Origin of the sequence: Thiothrix nivea DSM 5205 (assembly GCF_000260135.1) — a bacterium.
Taxonomy (GTDB): Bacteria; Pseudomonadota; Gammaproteobacteria; order Thiotrichales; family Thiotrichaceae; genus Thiothrix; species Thiothrix nivea.
This window is the reverse complement of record NZ_JH651384.1, coordinates 1,193,615-1,209,070: the sequence shown is the minus strand read 5'-3', so window position 1 is coordinate 1,209,070 and position 15,456 is coordinate 1,193,615. Positions and strand designations below refer to the sequence as shown.

20 protein-coding genes are annotated in these 15,456 nt (G+C 56.2%); all 20 read left to right on the top strand.

Translation table 11 applies throughout. The features are described from left to right. The first annotated feature begins 8 nt into the window (after positions 1-8). Positions 9-887, top strand: coding sequence for a ferredoxin-type protein NapG (gene napG / locus THINI_RS06275; RefSeq protein ID WP_002707813.1), 879 nt, complete (start codon positions 9-11; stop codon positions 885-887). Then, positions 887-1,870: a quinol dehydrogenase ferredoxin subunit NapH gene (gene napH / locus THINI_RS06270; RefSeq protein WP_002707812.1), complete on the top strand. Its 984-nt coding sequence runs from the start codon at positions 887-889 to the stop codon at positions 1,868-1,870. The genes napG and napH overlap by 1 nt, the downstream gene beginning before the upstream one ends. Then, positions 1,867-2,478 (top strand): nitrate reductase cytochrome c-type subunit, encoded by a 612-nt coding sequence (locus THINI_RS25945; protein WP_002707811.1) that lies wholly within the window; start codon positions 1,867-1,869, stop codon positions 2,476-2,478. Before napH ends, THINI_RS25945 begins: the two co-directional genes overlap by 4 nt. Positions 2,479-2,505: 27 nt before the next feature. Next, entirely contained in the window at positions 2,506-3,093 is a 588-nt protein-coding gene (locus THINI_RS06260) for a NapC/NirT family cytochrome c (protein WP_002707810.1), read from the top strand. A gap of 117 nt (positions 3,094-3,210) precedes the next feature. Then, positions 3,211-3,846, top strand: coding sequence for a Crp/Fnr family transcriptional regulator (locus THINI_RS06255; RefSeq protein ID WP_154724366.1), 636 nt, complete (start codon positions 3,211-3,213; stop codon positions 3,844-3,846). A gap of 21 nt (positions 3,847-3,867) precedes the next feature. Further along, positions 3,868-4,326 carry a thiosulfate oxidation carrier protein SoxY gene (gene soxY, locus THINI_RS06250; protein WP_002707808.1) on the top strand — a complete coding sequence of 153 codons (459 nt, stop codon included), beginning with the start codon at positions 3,868-3,870 and terminating at the stop codon, positions 4,324-4,326. Between the two features lie 19 nt (positions 4,327-4,345). Beyond that, positions 4,346-4,654, top strand: coding sequence for a thiosulfate oxidation carrier complex protein SoxZ (soxZ, locus tag THINI_RS06245; RefSeq protein WP_002707807.1), 309 nt, complete (start codon positions 4,346-4,348; stop codon positions 4,652-4,654). A 206-nt stretch (positions 4,655-4,860) separates the two neighbouring features. Next, complete coding sequence (locus THINI_RS06240) at positions 4,861-6,366, top strand: multiheme c-type cytochrome (protein WP_002707806.1); 1,506 nt, start codon at positions 4,861-4,863, stop codon at positions 6,364-6,366. 81 nt (positions 6,367-6,447) lie between these two features. Continuing rightward, entirely contained in the window at positions 6,448-6,942 is a 495-nt protein-coding gene (locus THINI_RS06235; RefSeq protein ID WP_002707805.1) for a tetratricopeptide repeat protein, read from the top strand. Next, positions 6,939-7,694 (top strand): c-type cytochrome, encoded by a 756-nt coding sequence (locus THINI_RS06230; RefSeq protein WP_002707804.1) that lies wholly within the window; start codon positions 6,939-6,941, stop codon positions 7,692-7,694. The genes THINI_RS06235 and THINI_RS06230 overlap by 4 nt, the downstream gene beginning before the upstream one ends. Continuing rightward, positions 7,691-8,992 carry an NAD(P)/FAD-dependent oxidoreductase gene (locus THINI_RS06225; protein WP_002707803.1) on the top strand — a complete coding sequence of 434 codons (1,302 nt, stop codon included), beginning with the start codon at positions 7,691-7,693 and terminating at the stop codon, positions 8,990-8,992. The genes THINI_RS06230 and THINI_RS06225 overlap by 4 nt, the downstream gene beginning before the upstream one ends. A gap of 13 nt (positions 8,993-9,005) precedes the next feature. Then, positions 9,006-9,626 (top strand): cytochrome c biogenesis heme-transporting ATPase CcmA, encoded by a 621-nt coding sequence (gene ccmA / locus THINI_RS06220; protein WP_002707802.1) that lies wholly within the window; start codon positions 9,006-9,008, stop codon positions 9,624-9,626. Beyond that, positions 9,626-10,303, top strand: coding sequence for a heme exporter protein CcmB (gene ccmB / locus THINI_RS06215; RefSeq protein ID WP_002707801.1), 678 nt, complete (start codon positions 9,626-9,628; stop codon positions 10,301-10,303). The genes ccmA and ccmB overlap by 1 nt, the downstream gene beginning before the upstream one ends. A 53-nt stretch (positions 10,304-10,356) precedes the next feature. After that, entirely contained in the window at positions 10,357-11,097 is a 741-nt protein-coding gene (locus tag THINI_RS06210; RefSeq protein WP_002707800.1) for a heme ABC transporter permease, read from the top strand. Beyond that, positions 11,090-11,251 carry a heme exporter protein CcmD gene (ccmD, locus tag THINI_RS06205; RefSeq protein ID WP_002707799.1) on the top strand — a complete coding sequence of 54 codons (162 nt, stop codon included), beginning with the start codon at positions 11,090-11,092 and terminating at the stop codon, positions 11,249-11,251. The genes THINI_RS06210 and ccmD overlap by 8 nt, the downstream gene beginning before the upstream one ends. Beyond that, the gene (gene ccmE, locus THINI_RS06200; protein ID WP_002707798.1) at positions 11,248-11,688 is read left to right on the top strand and encodes a cytochrome c maturation protein CcmE; all 441 of its coding nucleotides are present in this window, start codon (positions 11,248-11,250) and stop codon (positions 11,686-11,688) included. The genes ccmD and ccmE overlap by 4 nt, the downstream gene beginning before the upstream one ends. Then, positions 11,685-13,580: a heme lyase CcmF/NrfE family subunit gene (locus THINI_RS06195; RefSeq protein ID WP_002707797.1), complete on the top strand. Its 1,896-nt coding sequence runs from the start codon at positions 11,685-11,687 to the stop codon at positions 13,578-13,580. Before ccmE ends, THINI_RS06195 begins: the two co-directional genes overlap by 4 nt. Before the next feature lie 10 nt (positions 13,581-13,590). Beyond that, positions 13,591-14,127 (top strand): DsbE family thiol:disulfide interchange protein, encoded by a 537-nt coding sequence (locus THINI_RS06190; RefSeq protein ID WP_002707796.1) that lies wholly within the window; start codon positions 13,591-13,593, stop codon positions 14,125-14,127. Then, positions 14,124-14,579: a cytochrome c-type biogenesis protein gene (locus THINI_RS06185; protein WP_002707795.1), complete on the top strand. Its 456-nt coding sequence runs from the start codon at positions 14,124-14,126 to the stop codon at positions 14,577-14,579. Before THINI_RS06190 ends, THINI_RS06185 begins: the two co-directional genes overlap by 4 nt. Continuing rightward, positions 14,576-15,442, top strand: coding sequence for a c-type cytochrome biogenesis protein CcmI (gene ccmI / locus THINI_RS06180; protein ID WP_002707794.1), 867 nt, complete (start codon positions 14,576-14,578; stop codon positions 15,440-15,442). Before THINI_RS06185 ends, ccmI begins: the two co-directional genes overlap by 4 nt. Positions 15,443-15,456: the final 14 nt, after the last annotated feature.

Sequence of the window (15,456 nt, the reverse complement as noted above, 5' to 3'; positions counted from 1 at the left end):
GCATAACGATGGAAGCTACCCGCCGCCAGTTTCTTCTCTCCACACTGAAGACAGCCAGTGCGGTCGGGCTGGGTGCGTTGGTGCTGGGGCTGTACAGCCGCCAGTCACGCGCCCTGCCCGCACCTGCCCTGCGCCCACCCGGTGCGTTGGCGGAGGAGGATTTTCTGGGAGCGTGCGTGCGCTGCGGCTTGTGTGTGCGGGATTGCCCCTACGACACGCTGAAGCTGGCGAAAGTGGGCGAAACGGTGGCATTGGGTACGCCCTATTTCACCGCGCGGGAGATTCCCTGCGAAATGTGCGAGGACATCCCCTGCGTAAAAGCCTGCCCGACCGGGGCGCTGAATCATGATCTGACCGACATCAACCAGTCGCGTATGGGGCTGGCCGTGGTTGTCGATCAGGAAGGTTGCATCGCCTTCCAGGGTTTGCGTTGCGAAGTCTGTTACAACGTCTGCCCGGTACGCGGCAAGGCGATCACGCTGGAAAAACAGCATAACGCCCGCACCGGCAGGCACGCTTTCTTCATTCCGGTGGTGCATTCCAGCGATTGCACCGGCTGCGGCAAATGCGAGGAAGCCTGCATTGTCGACGGCGAGGCTGCCATCAAGGTGATCCCGACCCATCTGGCGAAATCCGGTGGTTCCGGCCACTACCGTTTCGGCTGGAAAGAGAAAGCCAAACACGGCGGGGAAGCATTGGTTGCGCCGGATACCGAACACAAGTTCAACCTGCCGGAAGGGATGCGTTACGACTACGAAGGTAAAGGTCTGGTGATTGACCCGCAGCCGCAGGAAGGCTTGCCACAAGGCAGCACGCCACCTGCCGGAAGCGATTCGCCATTCCCGGACAATCCGCTGGAAACGCTTAATCGCAAAGGAGCGCCCTGATGGCTGGCGGAAGAACCCCTCACCCCAACCCCGCACCCAGCCGCCATGGCGGCGACCCTCTAAGGGGAGAGGGGCTAAAAGAGAAAATCGTGGGGGCGGAGGCTGTCAGGCTGAAAGGCTGGGTCGGTGCGCACAAGTATCTGATCCTGCGGCGCATCAGCCAGATCGGCATTCTGGCGTTGTTCATGCTCAGCCCGTGGATCGCCAAGCAGACCGAAGTGTGGCTGGTGAAAGGCAATCTGGCTTCCAGCCTGACGCTGGATGTGTTGCCACTGACCGACCCTTACGTGCTGTTGCAGTCGCTGCTGGCCGGATTGTGGCCGGTCACGACCGGCTTTATCGGCGCGGCCATCGTGCTGGCGTTTTACCTGCTGGTCGGTGGCAGGGTGTATTGCAGTTGGGTTTGCCCCATCAACATGGTGACGGATGCCGCTGCCTGGTTGCGCGACAAATTGGCTATCAAGGGGGGTGCTCACATCAGCCGCGACACCCGTTACTGGATTCTGGGTTTTACCCTGCTGCTGGCGCTGATCACCGGCACGCTTGCCTGGGAACTGGTCAACCCGGTGTCGATGGTGTTCCGTGGGCTGGTGTTCGGCATGGGGCTGGGCTGGGGTGTGATCATCGCCATTTTCCTGCTGGATTTGCTGGTCAGCCGTCATGCCTGGTGTGGCAGCCTGTGTCCGGTGGGCGCGTTTTACGGCCTGTTGGGTCAGGCCAGCGTGCTGCGCGTCAGCGCCTTCCAACGGGCGCAGTGTGATGACTGCATGGATTGTTTCAAGGTTTGCCCCGAGCCGCAGGTGATCAAGCTGCCGCTCAAGGGGGAGGCCAAAGGCTTTGGCCCGGTGATTACCTCCGGCCATTGCACCAATTGTGGGCGCTGCATTGATGTGTGCGCCAAGGATGTTTTCCGGTTTGACGTGCGTGTGCACAACACCACTCACAACGTACTTGCCAAAGAAGTGAAAGAGGTCGTGTCATGAAAAAAACATTTATCCTGAACATTGTTCTCAGCCTGGCATTGGGCGGGATGGCGGCTAATCTGTATGCCGAAGACGCGGCCAAACCTGCGGATAGCGCAGCCGCTCCGGCAGAGGAAGCCAAACCGGCAGATACCGCTACTGCGCCTGCCGAAGAAGCCAAACCAGCGGAAACCACTACCGCCAGTACCGGAGGGGATACCAGCGCCAGCGCAGCTCCCACTGACGTAGCCGAATTCACTGGCCAGATCGGTGAAATTGGCGGCGCTGCCCCTGACGCTGACAGCGCTGCCCCGGAAATCAAACACCGTCTGGATGGTGCGGCTCTCGACCGCAACTACTTTCAGCAGCCACCACTGATTCCGCACAAGGTCGACGAGTACCGCATCACCGTCAACAACAACAAGTGCATGTCCTGCCATAGCTGGGACAAGTACAAGGAGTCAGGAGCTACCAAGATCAGCCAGACCCATTTCAAGGATCGTGATGGCAAGGATCATTCCACCCTGGCTGCCCGCCGTTACTTCTGCACCCAGTGCCATGTACCCCAGGTTGATGCGGCGCCACTGATTGAAAACGAGTTCAAACCTGTTGATGAACTGAACAAATAACACCCTGAAATAAATGGAGGTTCCATCATGTTGAAAGGTTTGTCACGCTTCCTGAACAAGTGGTCGGTCATTACCGTCATGCTGATCGGTGTTGTGGCCGGGATTATTTTCTGGGGCGGTTTCAACACCGTGCTGGAGCTGACCAATACCGAGTCATTCTGTATTTCCTGTCACGAAATGAAGGACAACGTGTATCAGGAATACCGCAACACCATCCACTACGCCAACCGTACCGGGGTGCGGGCAAGCTGCCCGGACTGCCATGTGCCCAAGGACTGGACACACAAGATCATCCGCAAGATCAAGGCCAGCAACGAGCTGTACCACAAGGCGCTGGGTACAATCGACACCCCGGAAAAATTTGATGCCAAGCGGCTGGAACTGGCCACCCACGAGTGGGAACGGATGAAAGCCAATGACTCGCGTGAATGCCGCAATTGCCACAACTACGACTACATGGATTACACCATGCAGGGGCCGCGCGGCTCTGCCCAACATCCGGCAGCCTTTGAGGAAGGTAAAACCTGTATCGACTGCCATAAAGGTATTGCCCATGAATTGCCGGATGTTTCCCCTTTGAGTGACGAACAGAAGAAGGAATACAACCTCGATTAAGAAAAACCCACTATAAATAAATACAGGCTTTAGGGGTGTAAAACCTTTCACCCTATATTGCAGGAGGGAAACCTTTTGGGAGATGACGGATTATCAGCCTTCAAGTGTTTTAAAAAATTGCCGCGCCCACAAAAGGAATATTTACTGGACCATTCCCGTCGACTGGCAGTTTCCCGGCAGGAACGCCTGTTTGAAAACGGCAATCAATGTCCTGGCATATTTTGTTTAAAAGCAGGGCGAATCAGGCTGGGCATTATCGCCGCCAGCGGTAACGAACGCACCATTGACGTGGTTTTGCCCGGTGAAACATTTGGCGAGGCAGGCATTTTCAAACCCCATGAAGCGCCTGTTTACGCGCAGGCCATTACCCAGTCCGACTTATTATGCATCGACCGAAATGCCATCCTGGATGGAATCCAGCAATGGCCGGAAATGGGCAGTATCTTTTTGGAACTGGCATGTGCGCGCATCAACCAGTTGCTGGCAGGCATGTATGTCTGCTGCCTGCGCAATGCCCACCAGCGGGTCAACGACTTCCTGCTGCAAAATGCCCAGCCGGTTGGCAGAAACCGGACACAAGGCGTGGTTTCATTGCCGGTCAGCAAGGCGGTGGTCGCATCCAGCCTGAATCTGTCGGCGGAAACCTTTTCCCGTGAGCTGCATGTCCTGTCGGACAAGGGGCTGATCCGGGTGGAGCGCACATCCATACACGTATACGACCTTGAACAACTGCGCAAGCAGTATATTAATTAAACGCTAGAGAGGAACATTGAGATGAACCGCAGAACATTCCTGCGCGGTACGCTGGCAGCCGGTACAATCGGCCTCGCTGCCAATGCCGGTTTGCTGGCTCCACGCCTGTTGCTGGCTGATGAAACCCGCGCTACCGCATTTGAATCCAAATCCCTGGATGAGGCCCTGAAAGCCATGGGCGCAACTCCCGAAGAATCCGCCGACATCAGCATTGACGCCCCGGATGTTGCCGCCAATGGCGCTACCGTTCGGGTCAAGGCATCCACCACTCTGCCGGATGTGTCCGAAATCAGCTTCCTGGTGGAAACCAATCCGATGCCGCTAGCCTCAACCTTCGTACTCACTCAAGGTGTAGACCCGGTAGCGGCTGTGGTGCTCAAGTTTGGCAAAACCTCCAATGTTGTGGTGCTGGTCAAGTCCGGCGACAAGGTTTATTCGGCCAAAAAAGAAGTCAAGGTAACCGTCGGCGGCTGCGCCTGATTCGGGGAGGAACACTGTAATGTCAAGCATCAAACTGAAAGCCAAGGCGGAAGGCGAAACCGTCGAAGTCAAGGCGCTGATCACCCACCCAATGGAAACCGGCCTGCGCAAGGACAAAGCGACCGGCGAAATTGTCCCGGCTCATTTCATCCAGGAAATTACTGTCACCAAAGCAGATGCGCCATTGGTAAATGTTTATTGGGGTGCGTCTGTTTCCAAGAATCCCTTTATGTCTTTCCAATATAAAGGTGCAGTTGGTGATAAATTAAAACTCACCTGGAAGGATAATAAGGGAGCAACGGATTCTGCCGAAGTAGACGTTACCTGATTTTCATAAGACGAACCTTTAATCAAGTGGTGGTGAAAATGGCGCCTCACCACCATTGTGATATTAATCAATTTTTCTAAAACATAAGCGTTTACTTATATTTTTGTTCTTGAGCACCATCAAGGATTTCCATTCAAACACTGTGGTAAAAAAACAAAAAAGTTTTTAGATACAAGTGTTTTGTCACGCTAGAGAGGAGCCACATAATGGAACGGTATCGTGTGGGTGGGTTATTCCATCCGTCTATTAAGCTATGGCTGGGTTTATTATTTGCCCTGTTATTATTCAGCAATCCACTTCAGGCCGCCCGCCCCACTGGCGAAATCGGCAAAGACTGGGGCAACCCAAAGGGCAAGGAGTGCGTTGAATGCCATCTGGCCGAATCCCCCGGCCTGACCCAGGAATGGAATCATAGCCAGCACGGCCAGTCCGGCGTCAACTGCCTTGACTGCCACCAAGCCAAGCCGGAAGACAAGGACGGTTTTGAACACGAAGGTGAGCGCATATCCGTTATCGTCACCCCCAAAGACTGTTCCACCTGCCACAAGACCGAATTCGAGGAAATGGACGGCTCCCACCACGCCAAGGCTGGTGACATCCTCAATTCGCTGGATAACCTGATGGGTGAAGTTATCGGCGGCCCTGCGGCGGTAACTGTTGGCTGTAAGCAATGCCACGGTGGCACCATCGAAATCGGGGCAGACGGCAAGCCGACCCCCGGCAGCTGGCCAAACACCGGTATCGGTCGTATCAACCCGGATGGCAGCAAAGGCTCATGCAGCGCCTGCCACGCCCGTCACGGCTTCTCCAAGGCACAAGCCCGTACTCCTGACACCTGCGGCAAGTGCCACGTCGGCCCTGACCATCCGCAAATCGAAATTTACAACGAATCCAAGCATGGCATCGTTTACCGTGCCAGCGTAGACAAAATGAACCTCGACTCTGACAAATGGGTTGCCGGTATCGACTATTCCGCCGCCCCCACCTGCGCCACCTGCCACATGAGTGCTGGCGGCAAGGAAGGCAAGACCCACAACGTCGGCGAACGCATTTCCTGGACGTTGCGCCCACCGATTTCCAAAAAGCTCAATCTGGTCAAACTGGAAAACGGTCAGGAATTCGATGTACCGGAAGGCGGCCCTGATCCGCTGCCCAAAGTGGGCGATGTCGCCAAGGAATCCAAGGTCGTTGAAGTGCTGACCTGGGAAGACCGCCGCAACAAGATGAAGAGCGTGTGTCTGGCCTGCCACAGCGAAGGCATGGTGACTGGCCACTACAAGCAGTTCGATGATCTGGTTGACCTGTACAACGACAAGTTCGCCAAACCCATCGCCGCCATGATGGAAGACCTGAAGAAAGAAGGCTACATCACCCCTGCACCATTTGACGAAAAGATCGAATGGGTCTGGTGGGAAATCTGGCACCATGAAGGCCGCCGCGCCCGTCACGGTGCATCCATGAGTGGCCCGGACTACGCCTGGTGGCACGGTATCTACGATGTAGCCAAGAACACCTACTTCGAGTGGATTCCTGAGCTGAAAGAAGTGGTCATGCACAAGGATGGCAACACCGCCAAAGCGGACGAAATGCTGAAAAAGCACTTCGGCGACATCGAAGGCCACGACTGGTACTTCAACGGCCTGAGCAAGGAACAGATCGACAAGGTTCGCAAAGGCTACGAAGAGCGCTACGGCAAAGGCGCGCTCAAATAAACCTCCTGTAACTGCGTATCCTGCCCCGACGGGGTACGCGGTTTTTATCGCGTGTCATTAACCCGTTTCAGGAGTTTATACATGAACAGATACAGCACGCTTTTAGCCATCCTGCTGTTATGCGGCTCCCCAGCCGGGGCGTTCGCCGCCGACAACCAGGATCTGATGGCCGAGGCGGAAAAAGCCTCCACCAGTGGCGACTGGGAAAAAGCCACCACCCTTTACCGGCAAGCCGTGGAAAAAGAACCTGCCTCCTCGCTGGCGCTTTCGCGGCTGGCCGGCTCCTTGATGGCATCCCAGAAATACAGCGAAAGCATCCCGATTTTCCAGCAGGCCATCGGCAAAGATCCCAAAAATGCAGGCGCATTCATCGGCATGGGGATTTCCTACCTGCATACCGGGCGCTACACCACCGCTAGGGCTGCTTTCGAGGAAGCCAAAAAACTGCAACCGGACAAAAAAGAACTGGATGAGGTCATGACTTGGATTGACAACAGGCTGACGGCAGAAGAAAAAGCGGAAGCATTACCGCACAGTCTGCCCAAGCCTGAGCCGCAGAAGGAGGTCAAGCCATGAATCCTCGCCCAAGTAAACTGATTGTGGCGCTCGCTGCCCTGACCTTGTTCCAGACAGCCTACGCTGACGACAAGTCTCCGGCCAATACGGCTGAAAAATCCTCGCCATACAAATGTACGCTGGTTAGTGGCTGTGACCCGGTGAAAAAACCGTTGCCAGCCGCACCTGCCGACCCTGCTGCGCCAACAGCCGCCGTGCCTGCCCCGGCAGCAGCGCCCGACGTTATCCGCACCCCTTCCATGCTGGCGAACACGTGCGCAGGCTGTCACGGCACGAATGGGCACAGCGCTGGCGAAACCATGCCATCACTGGCAGGGCTGGATGAACGCTATTTCGTCAAAACCATGCAGGACTTCAAGTCCGGCGCACGCCCTTCCACCATCATGGGGCGACTGGCTCGAGGCTATTCCGACAGGGAAGTGAAAGAACTGGCGGATTTTTTTGCTAACCAGGAATGGGTCAGCGCCAAGGCCGAGTTTGACCCCAAGCTGGCCAAGGAAGGGCAGAAAATTCACAAGGAAAACTGCGAATCCTGCCACGAACAGGGCGGCGCAGTGAACGGCAGCAAGGAAACCCCACGCATCGCCGGACAATGGCGTGCTTACCTGAACAACCTGCTGATCGACCTGCACGACATCAAGCGTTCCAGCACCCAGCCGCTGAAAATGCGCCAACGGGTGCAGAAACTGTCACAGGAAGAAATTGAAGCCCTCAGCCACTATTACGCCAGCCAGCAGGAGGAGAAGAAATGAGCAAAATGTCACGCCGTGATTTTATCAGGGGTGCGGGCGGAATCGCTTTCCTGTCGGCTTGCGGCTTCCCGCTGTATGCATCCGCTGCGGATACTGAAAAGACCACTGCCGCTGCCAAAGCCCGCGTGGTGGTGGTCGGTGGCGGCTATGGCGGCACGATTGTCGCCAAATACATCCGCATGGCCGACCCATCCATTGAAGTTACCCTGATCGAAAAGAACGCAGAATTCATTTCCTGCCCGCTCAGTAACGAAGTCCTGTCGGGGGAACGCGACCTCAAGTCGTTGACCTTCAACTACAAGGGGCTGGAAGGGCATGGGGTGAAAGTCATCATCGCCGAAGTCACCGCCATCGACCCGGTGAAAAAATCCGTCACTGCGGGTGGTCAGGAAGTCCCTTACGACAAGCTGGTGGTTTCCCCCGGCGTCGATTTCAAATGGGAAGCGATCGAAGGCTACAGCGCGGAACTGGCCGAAAGCAAAATTACCCACGCCTGGAAAGCCGGTGCGCAAACCACTCTGCTGCGTAAACAAGTGGAAGGCATGAAAGATGGCGGCACGGTTATCATCACTGCTCCACCTGACCCGTTCCGCTGCCCGCCGGGGCCGTATGAACGCGCCGCGCAGATTGCCAGCTACCTGAAGGAGCACAATCCCAAGTCCAAAGTTATCATCCTTGACGACAAAGCTGGTTTCTCCAAACAGGGTCTGTTCACCCAGGGCTGGCAGATGCACTACGGTGACATGATCGAGTGGGTGTCCGGCGAGCAAGGCGGCAAAATCAGCGCAGTCAACCCGGATGCCATGACCGTAACTGGCGAACTGGAAGACTTTACCGGTGACGTAATCAACATCATTCCACCGCAAAAAGCCGGAGCCATTGCCTTCGCCGCAGGTCTTACCGATGAAAGCGGCTGGTGTCCGGTTGACCAACGCACCTTTGAATCCACCCTCCACAAGGATGTGTACGTCATCGGCGATTCCAGCGTGGCGGGCAAGATGCCCAAGTCCGGCTATGCAGCCAATTCGCAAGGCAAGGTGTGCGCTGCCGCAATCGTGACATCCGTCAATGGACAGCCAGTTCCCGAACCCTCCTACGTCAACACTTGCTATAGTGTAATTGCACCGGGTCACGGGATTTCCGTGGCGGCAGTCTACAGGCTGGAAGGTGGGCAAATAGTCCCCGTTCCTGATTCCGGGGGAATTTCACCACTGGGCGCATCTGAGCGCGACCGGGAACTGGAAGCGGAATACGCCTATAGCTGGCTGAAAAACATCACCGCCGATATGTTCGGGTAAAACGCGAGGTTTCATGCTGCTGGAAGTTGCAGGTCTTCATTGCACACGAGGGTATCGTTCCCTGTTCAGGGATCTGGCTTTCACTCTGGAAGCCGGGCAGTTGCTGTTGGTGGAAGGCCGCAACGGTAGCGGCAAAACCACCCTGCTGAAAACACTGGCCGGTTTACGGGAAGCGGATGCCGGTCAGGTGTTGTGGCAACAGCAACCGATTGCGGCATGGGGTGCGGAATACCGCCAGCAGTTTGTGTGGCTGGGGCATTCCAACGGCATCAAGGAAGACCTCACCGCGCTGGAAAATTTGCAGATGATGCAGGCTTTGAGTCCCCCCCGTTCCCCATCCTCCCCACTGAAATACGTACTGGAGCAGATGGGGCTGGCGGGTAACGGGAATCGTTTTCCCCGTCACTTCTCGGCAGGCATGAAACGCCGCCTTGCCCTTTCCCGCCTGCTGCTTTCCAGCGCCAAGCTGTGGATTCTTGATGAACCGCAGGCAGCACTGGATAAAGCCGGAATCCAGCTGTTTGAGTCCATACTCAGCGAACATCTGCAACAGGGGGGAAGCGCCATCATGACATCCCATCACGATGTCGGGCTGCAAGGTTCACATGTCCAGCGACTGGTACTGGCGGCCTGATGCGGGTAGCCAGCGCCTTCGCCGCCCTGTTGAAGCAGGATTTCATGGTCGCGTTCCGCCACCGTAATGAAATCCTCAATCCGTTGCTGTTTTTTACGTTGGTGACATTGCTGTTTCCGCTGGGTGTCGGCCCCTCCCCGAAGCTGCTGCAAACCATTGCGCCGGGGATTTTGTGGGTAGCTGCATTGCTGGCGGCGTTATTGGCGGCAGACAACCTGTTCCGCACGGATTATGAAGACGGCACGCTGGAACAACTGGTGCTTAGTCCACAGCCGCTACCGGTGATGGTGACAGCCAAGGTACTGGCGCACTGGCTGGTCAGCGCAGTTCCGCTGCTGTTGCTGGCACCGTTACTGGCAGTGTCCTTCGGGCTGGATGCACATTCCATTGGCATTGCCGAGCTGACCCTGTTGCTGGGCACGCCAGTGCTGAGTTTCGTTGGCGCGATTGGCGTGGCGCTAACGGTAAGCCTGAAACGCAGCGGTATGTTGCTGGCTCTGCTGGTGCTGCCGCTATACGTGCCGGTACTGATTTTTGGCAGTAACGCCATTGATGCTGCGGCTGCCGGATTGCCGGTCAGTGGGCAACTGTACTTGTTGGCAGCGATGCTGGTGCTGTCTGTAACGCTGGCTCCAGTAGCAATTGCCGCCGCTTTGAGGATGAGTGTTTCACAATGAATAGTAATGCCTCACACATTAACCCCGTTTCTCCAAAAAAGCCCGGATTGTTCATGCGCTGGTTCCACCGCATGGGTTCGCCGGTCTGGTTCTATCAAATCTCCGGCAAATTGTTGCCGTGGCTATGGGTGTTGTTTGCCGTCTTGCTGGCAACCGGGCTGTACGGCGGACTGGTAACAGCACCGGCGGATTACCAGCAGGGGGATTCCTTCCGCATTATCTACGTGCATGTACCGGCAGCATGGCTGTCGATGTTCGTCTATATGGTGATGGCGGTCTGCGGCGCGATTGCGCTGATCTGGCGCATGAAGCTGGCGGAAATGGTGATGGTCAGTTGCGCGCCGATTGGGGCGAGTTTCACCTTCATCGCGCTGGTGACAGGCTCGCTGTGGGGCAAGCCGATGTGGGGAACCTGGTGGGTGTGGGATGCACGCCTGACTTCGGAGCTGATCCTGTTGTTCCTGTATCTGGGCGTGATCGGCCTGTATAACGCGATCGAAGACAAGCGCATGGCTTCCCGCGCCGTGGCGATTCTGGCGTTGGTGGGCATCGTCAATATTCCGATCATCCATTACTCGGTGGAATGGTGGAACACGCTGCATCAGGGCGCGACCGTGACCAAGTTCGACAAGCCTTCCATCCACATCGACATGCTGATTCCGTTACTGCTGATGGCGGGCGCATTCAAGGTATTTTTTGCGATCAGCCTGCTGCTGCGTACCCGCAATGAGTTGCTGGAACGCGAACTGCCGCGCAAGTGGGTGAAACAACTGGTGGAGGAAAACGATGGCTGAGTTTTTCCACATGGGCGGCTATGCCCTGTATGTCTGGCCTGCGCTGGGCATTGCCTGCGTGGTGTTGCTGCTGAACGTGCTGTTGCCGATGCAGAAACACCGGGAGATTTTGCGCAAGGCGGCGGATTTTCATGAGTTGGAGAATACACCATGACACCTGTCCGTAAGAAACGTTTGTGGCTGATCCTGGCGCTGGTGCTGGGGGTTGGCATTGCCGCCGCGCTGGTGTTGCAGGCTTTTAACCAGAACATGATGTTTTACTACTCACCGAAAGACATCAAGGCGGGGCAGGCTCCGGCCAACCATGATTTCCGCGTCGGCGGGCTGGTAGTGGAAGGCACAGTCAAGCGTGACCCCAACAGCTTGGATGTGCGTTTCGACCTGACCGACATGACCGCAACCGTGACGGTGAAATACACCGGTATCCTGCCCGACCTGTTCCGCGAAGGGCAAGGCATCATCGCACGTGGCCGCTTGCTGCCGGATGGCGTGATCGAGGCGCAGGAAGTGCTGGCCAAACACGATGAAAACTACATGCCGCCGGAAGTGGCGGATTCCCTCCCCCACAAACCCGGTCAGGAGGCAAAATGATCCCTGAAATCGGTCACTTTGCCCTGATCATGGCGCTGGTGGTGTCGGTGGTGCTGACTGTGTTGCCATTGCTGGGCGCAATGCTTGGCAACGAACGCTGGATAGGCATTGCCAAACCGGCGGCGCGGATGCAGTTACTGTTTATGCTGCTCTCCTATGGCTGCCTGACTTACGCCTTTATTACTTTTGATTTTTCAGTGAAGTATGTGGCTTCCACGTCGCATTCCAGCCTGCCGTTGCTGTACCGGATTTCCGGGGTGTGGGGGGCGCATGAAGGCTCTTTGCTGTTGTGGGCGCTGATCCTGAGTTTGTGGATGGGTGCGGTGACGGTGTTCAGCCGCAGCATTCCACGGGTCATGCTGGCGCGGGTGCTGGGGGTGATGGGCTTTGTAGCGGTAGGTTTCCTGCTGTTTTTGCTGGTGACTTCCAACCCGTTTGAGCGGCTGATTCCTGCCCCACCGGATGGACGTAGTTTGAATCCGTTGCTGCAAGACCCCGGTTTGGCGGTGCATCCGCCGATGCTGTACATGGGTTACGTCGGGTTTTCGGTGGCGTTTGCGTTTGCCGTGGCGGCGATGCTGGGTGGCAAGCTGGATGCGGCGTGGACGCGCTGGGTGCGCCCGTGGACAAATATCGCCTGGGTATTCCTGACCCTGGGTATCGCACTGGGTAGCTGGTGGGCGTATTACGAACTTGGCTGGGGTGGCTGGTGGTTCTGGGATCCGGTGGAAAACGCTTCGCTGATGCCATGGCTGGTGGGTACGGCACTGATCCATTCGCTGGCCGTTAGCGAGAAACGCGCCACCTTCAAGGCGTGGACGGTGTTGCTGGCTGTGTTTGCGTTCTCGCTGAGTCTGCTCGGAACCTTCCTGGTGCGTTCCGGGGTGCTGACTTCAGTACATGCGTTTGCCAGCGATCCGGGGCGCGGGCTGTTCATCCTGCTGTTCCTCGCTGTGGTGGTGGGCTTGTCGCTGATGCTGTATGCGCTGCGCGCCGACCGTTTCAAATCCGATGTCAGTTTCCAGTTGTTTTCGCGGGAAACAGGCTTGCTGCTCAATAACGTGATTCTGGTGGTTATGGCCGCGACCATATTGTTGGGCACGCTGTATCCGCTGCTGATGGATGCGCTGGGCATCGGCAAGATTTCCGTCGGGCCGCCCTATTTCAACAGCGTAATCGTGCCGCTGGGTATTCCGCTGGTGATCGTTATGGGACTGGGCATATTGCTGCGCTGGAAACGTGACACTATCAACCGATTGGGAGCCAATCTGGTCTTGATGGTGATTATTGCCGTGGGCGTTGGCCTGTTGCTTTCCCTGCTGCTGCAATACGACTGGAAAATCATGGAAGCCGTGGGTCTGGTCATGGCTATGTGGATCACTGTCACCACCGTATTCTGGGCATGGAGACAGAAACGTACCGCTTCGGTGTGGGGTACAGCCCTTGCCCACGTCGGCATGGCTGTCACCATCATCGGTATCAGTCTGACCTCGCTATACAGCATGGAAAAGGACGTGCGCCTCACCGCCGGGCAGCAATACCAACTGGCTGGCTACGATTTCAAGTTTGAAGGCGTAAAGAAGGTTTCCAGGGATAATTACGATGCCTATCAAGGTGCGGTGAACATCACCCGTGAAGGCAAACAGATTAGTCATCTGGAACCGCAGAAACGGGTTTATCGGGTACAGACCATGCCGATGACCGAGGCCGGAATTGACGCCGGGTTGTTCCGCGACTTGTTTGTGGCGCTGGGCGAACCGCTGGAAGGCGAGTCATGGAGCCTGCGGGTGTACCATAAGCCTTTCATCCGCTGGATTTGGCTGGGGGCAATCTTCATGTCCATCGGCGGGGTACTGGCTGCGTTTGACCGGCGTTATCGCCTGAAAGTATAAGGGGAAACCAATGCTTAAATATTTCCTGCCATTGGGTGCATTCCTGCTGCTGGTCGTGTTGCTGGCAGTCGGCCTGAAACTTGACCCGCGCGAAGTGCCTTCCCCCTTTATCGGCAAACCTGCCCCCGCAATTGATGCGGCACAGCTGAATACAGATGCCGATATATTTTCCAGCTCTTCACTCAAAGGTGAGGTATGGTTGCTGAATGTGTGGGCATCCTGGTGCGGCGAATGCCAGCGTGAACACCCTGTGCTGACCGATCTGGTTGCGGAGCAAAAAATCAAGGTAGTAGGGCTGAATTACAAGGATGCACCTGCTGATGCACAACGTTGGCTGGCGCAATTTGGCAACCCGTTTGCCCGCATTGTGACTGACCCCAAAGGCAAAGTGGGGCTGGACTGGGGCGTATATGGTACACCGGAAACCTTCATCATCGACCGTGACGGCATTATCCGTTACAAACAGATCGGCCCGATGAGCCGCAAAGCCGTGGAAGAAAAAATCCTGCCGCTACTGACTGAATTGCGCAAGGGAGGCACGCCATGAAACGCCTGTTGCTGATCCTGTTGCTGCTGGCTCCCGTGGCCGCTTTTGCCAGCATCGAAGTTCACCAGTTCCAGACACCGACACAGGAAGCACTCTACAACGAGATGATTGCCGAGTTGCGCTGTCTGGTCTGTCAGAACCAGAATCTGGCGGATTCCAATTCCGAACTGGCACGCGATTTACGTGGCAAAACTTACGAACTGGTGATGGCTGGCTCTTCACGCGACGAAATCATTGAGTTCATGGTTAGCCGTTACGGGGATTTCGTTCTCTATAAACCACCGGTCAAGCAAAGCACCCTGTTACTGTGGACAGGGCCGTTACTGTTCATGTTGTTGGGGCTGGGTATCCTGTTCGCATTCCTGCGTAAAAAATCCCGGCAGGTCAGTCAACCCATCTCTGAGGCTGACAGGCAACGTGCCGAACAACTGCTGGGCGGAGGCAAGCCATGACTTTCTGGATGATCATTTTCCTGCTAGTGGTATTGGCGGTTGCCGGTCTGGTGATCCCCTTGTTACGCCAACCCAAGACACAACAGGATTCGGAACGCAACGCACAGAACATCCGCATTGCCCGCGAACAACTGGCCGAACTGGAGCGCATGAACGCCGCCGGGGAACTGGATGCTACGGAATATCAGGCTTCCAAAGACGAACTGGAAAAAGCCCTGCTGATCGATCTGCAACAGGACAACACCCCCGCGTCACGCAAAACCATTTCCCCGCAGATGACAGCCATTGTGACAGGGTTGTTTGTGCCGATAGCCGCCTTTGCCCTGTATGGCTGGCTGGGTACGCCGGAAGCCTTGCAGAGTACCGCTCAGCAGGCACAGGAACTTCCCCCGGATCATCCCCCCATGACTGGTGGTATGCAGCAAGCCCCTGACATCAACAAAATGGTGGAAGGCTTGCGTAAAAAGCTGGAAGCCAACCCCAACAACCCGGATGGCTGGAACATGTTGGGGCGTTCCTATATGAACATGGAACGATTCACCGAAGCTGCCGACGCCTACCGCAAGCTCTACGAGTTACAGCCGGAAGATGCGGGCGTCATGCTGCTGCTGGCCGATGCGCTGGCGATGAGCAATGACGGCAAAGTGACCGATGAAGGGGAGCAACTGGCGCTCAAAGCACTGGCGAAAGAGCCTGAAAACGTCACCGCGTTATGGCTGGCAGGGCTGGGCGCATCCGAAAAAGGCGACAAGGCCAAAGCGCTGGAACACTGGAAAAAACTGCTGCCGATGTTGGACGACAGTCCAGAGGAACAAGCTGAGGTTCAGGGGCTTATTCAGCAAATAGAGAAAGCCCCTGAGTAAGTTTGCCAGTTACT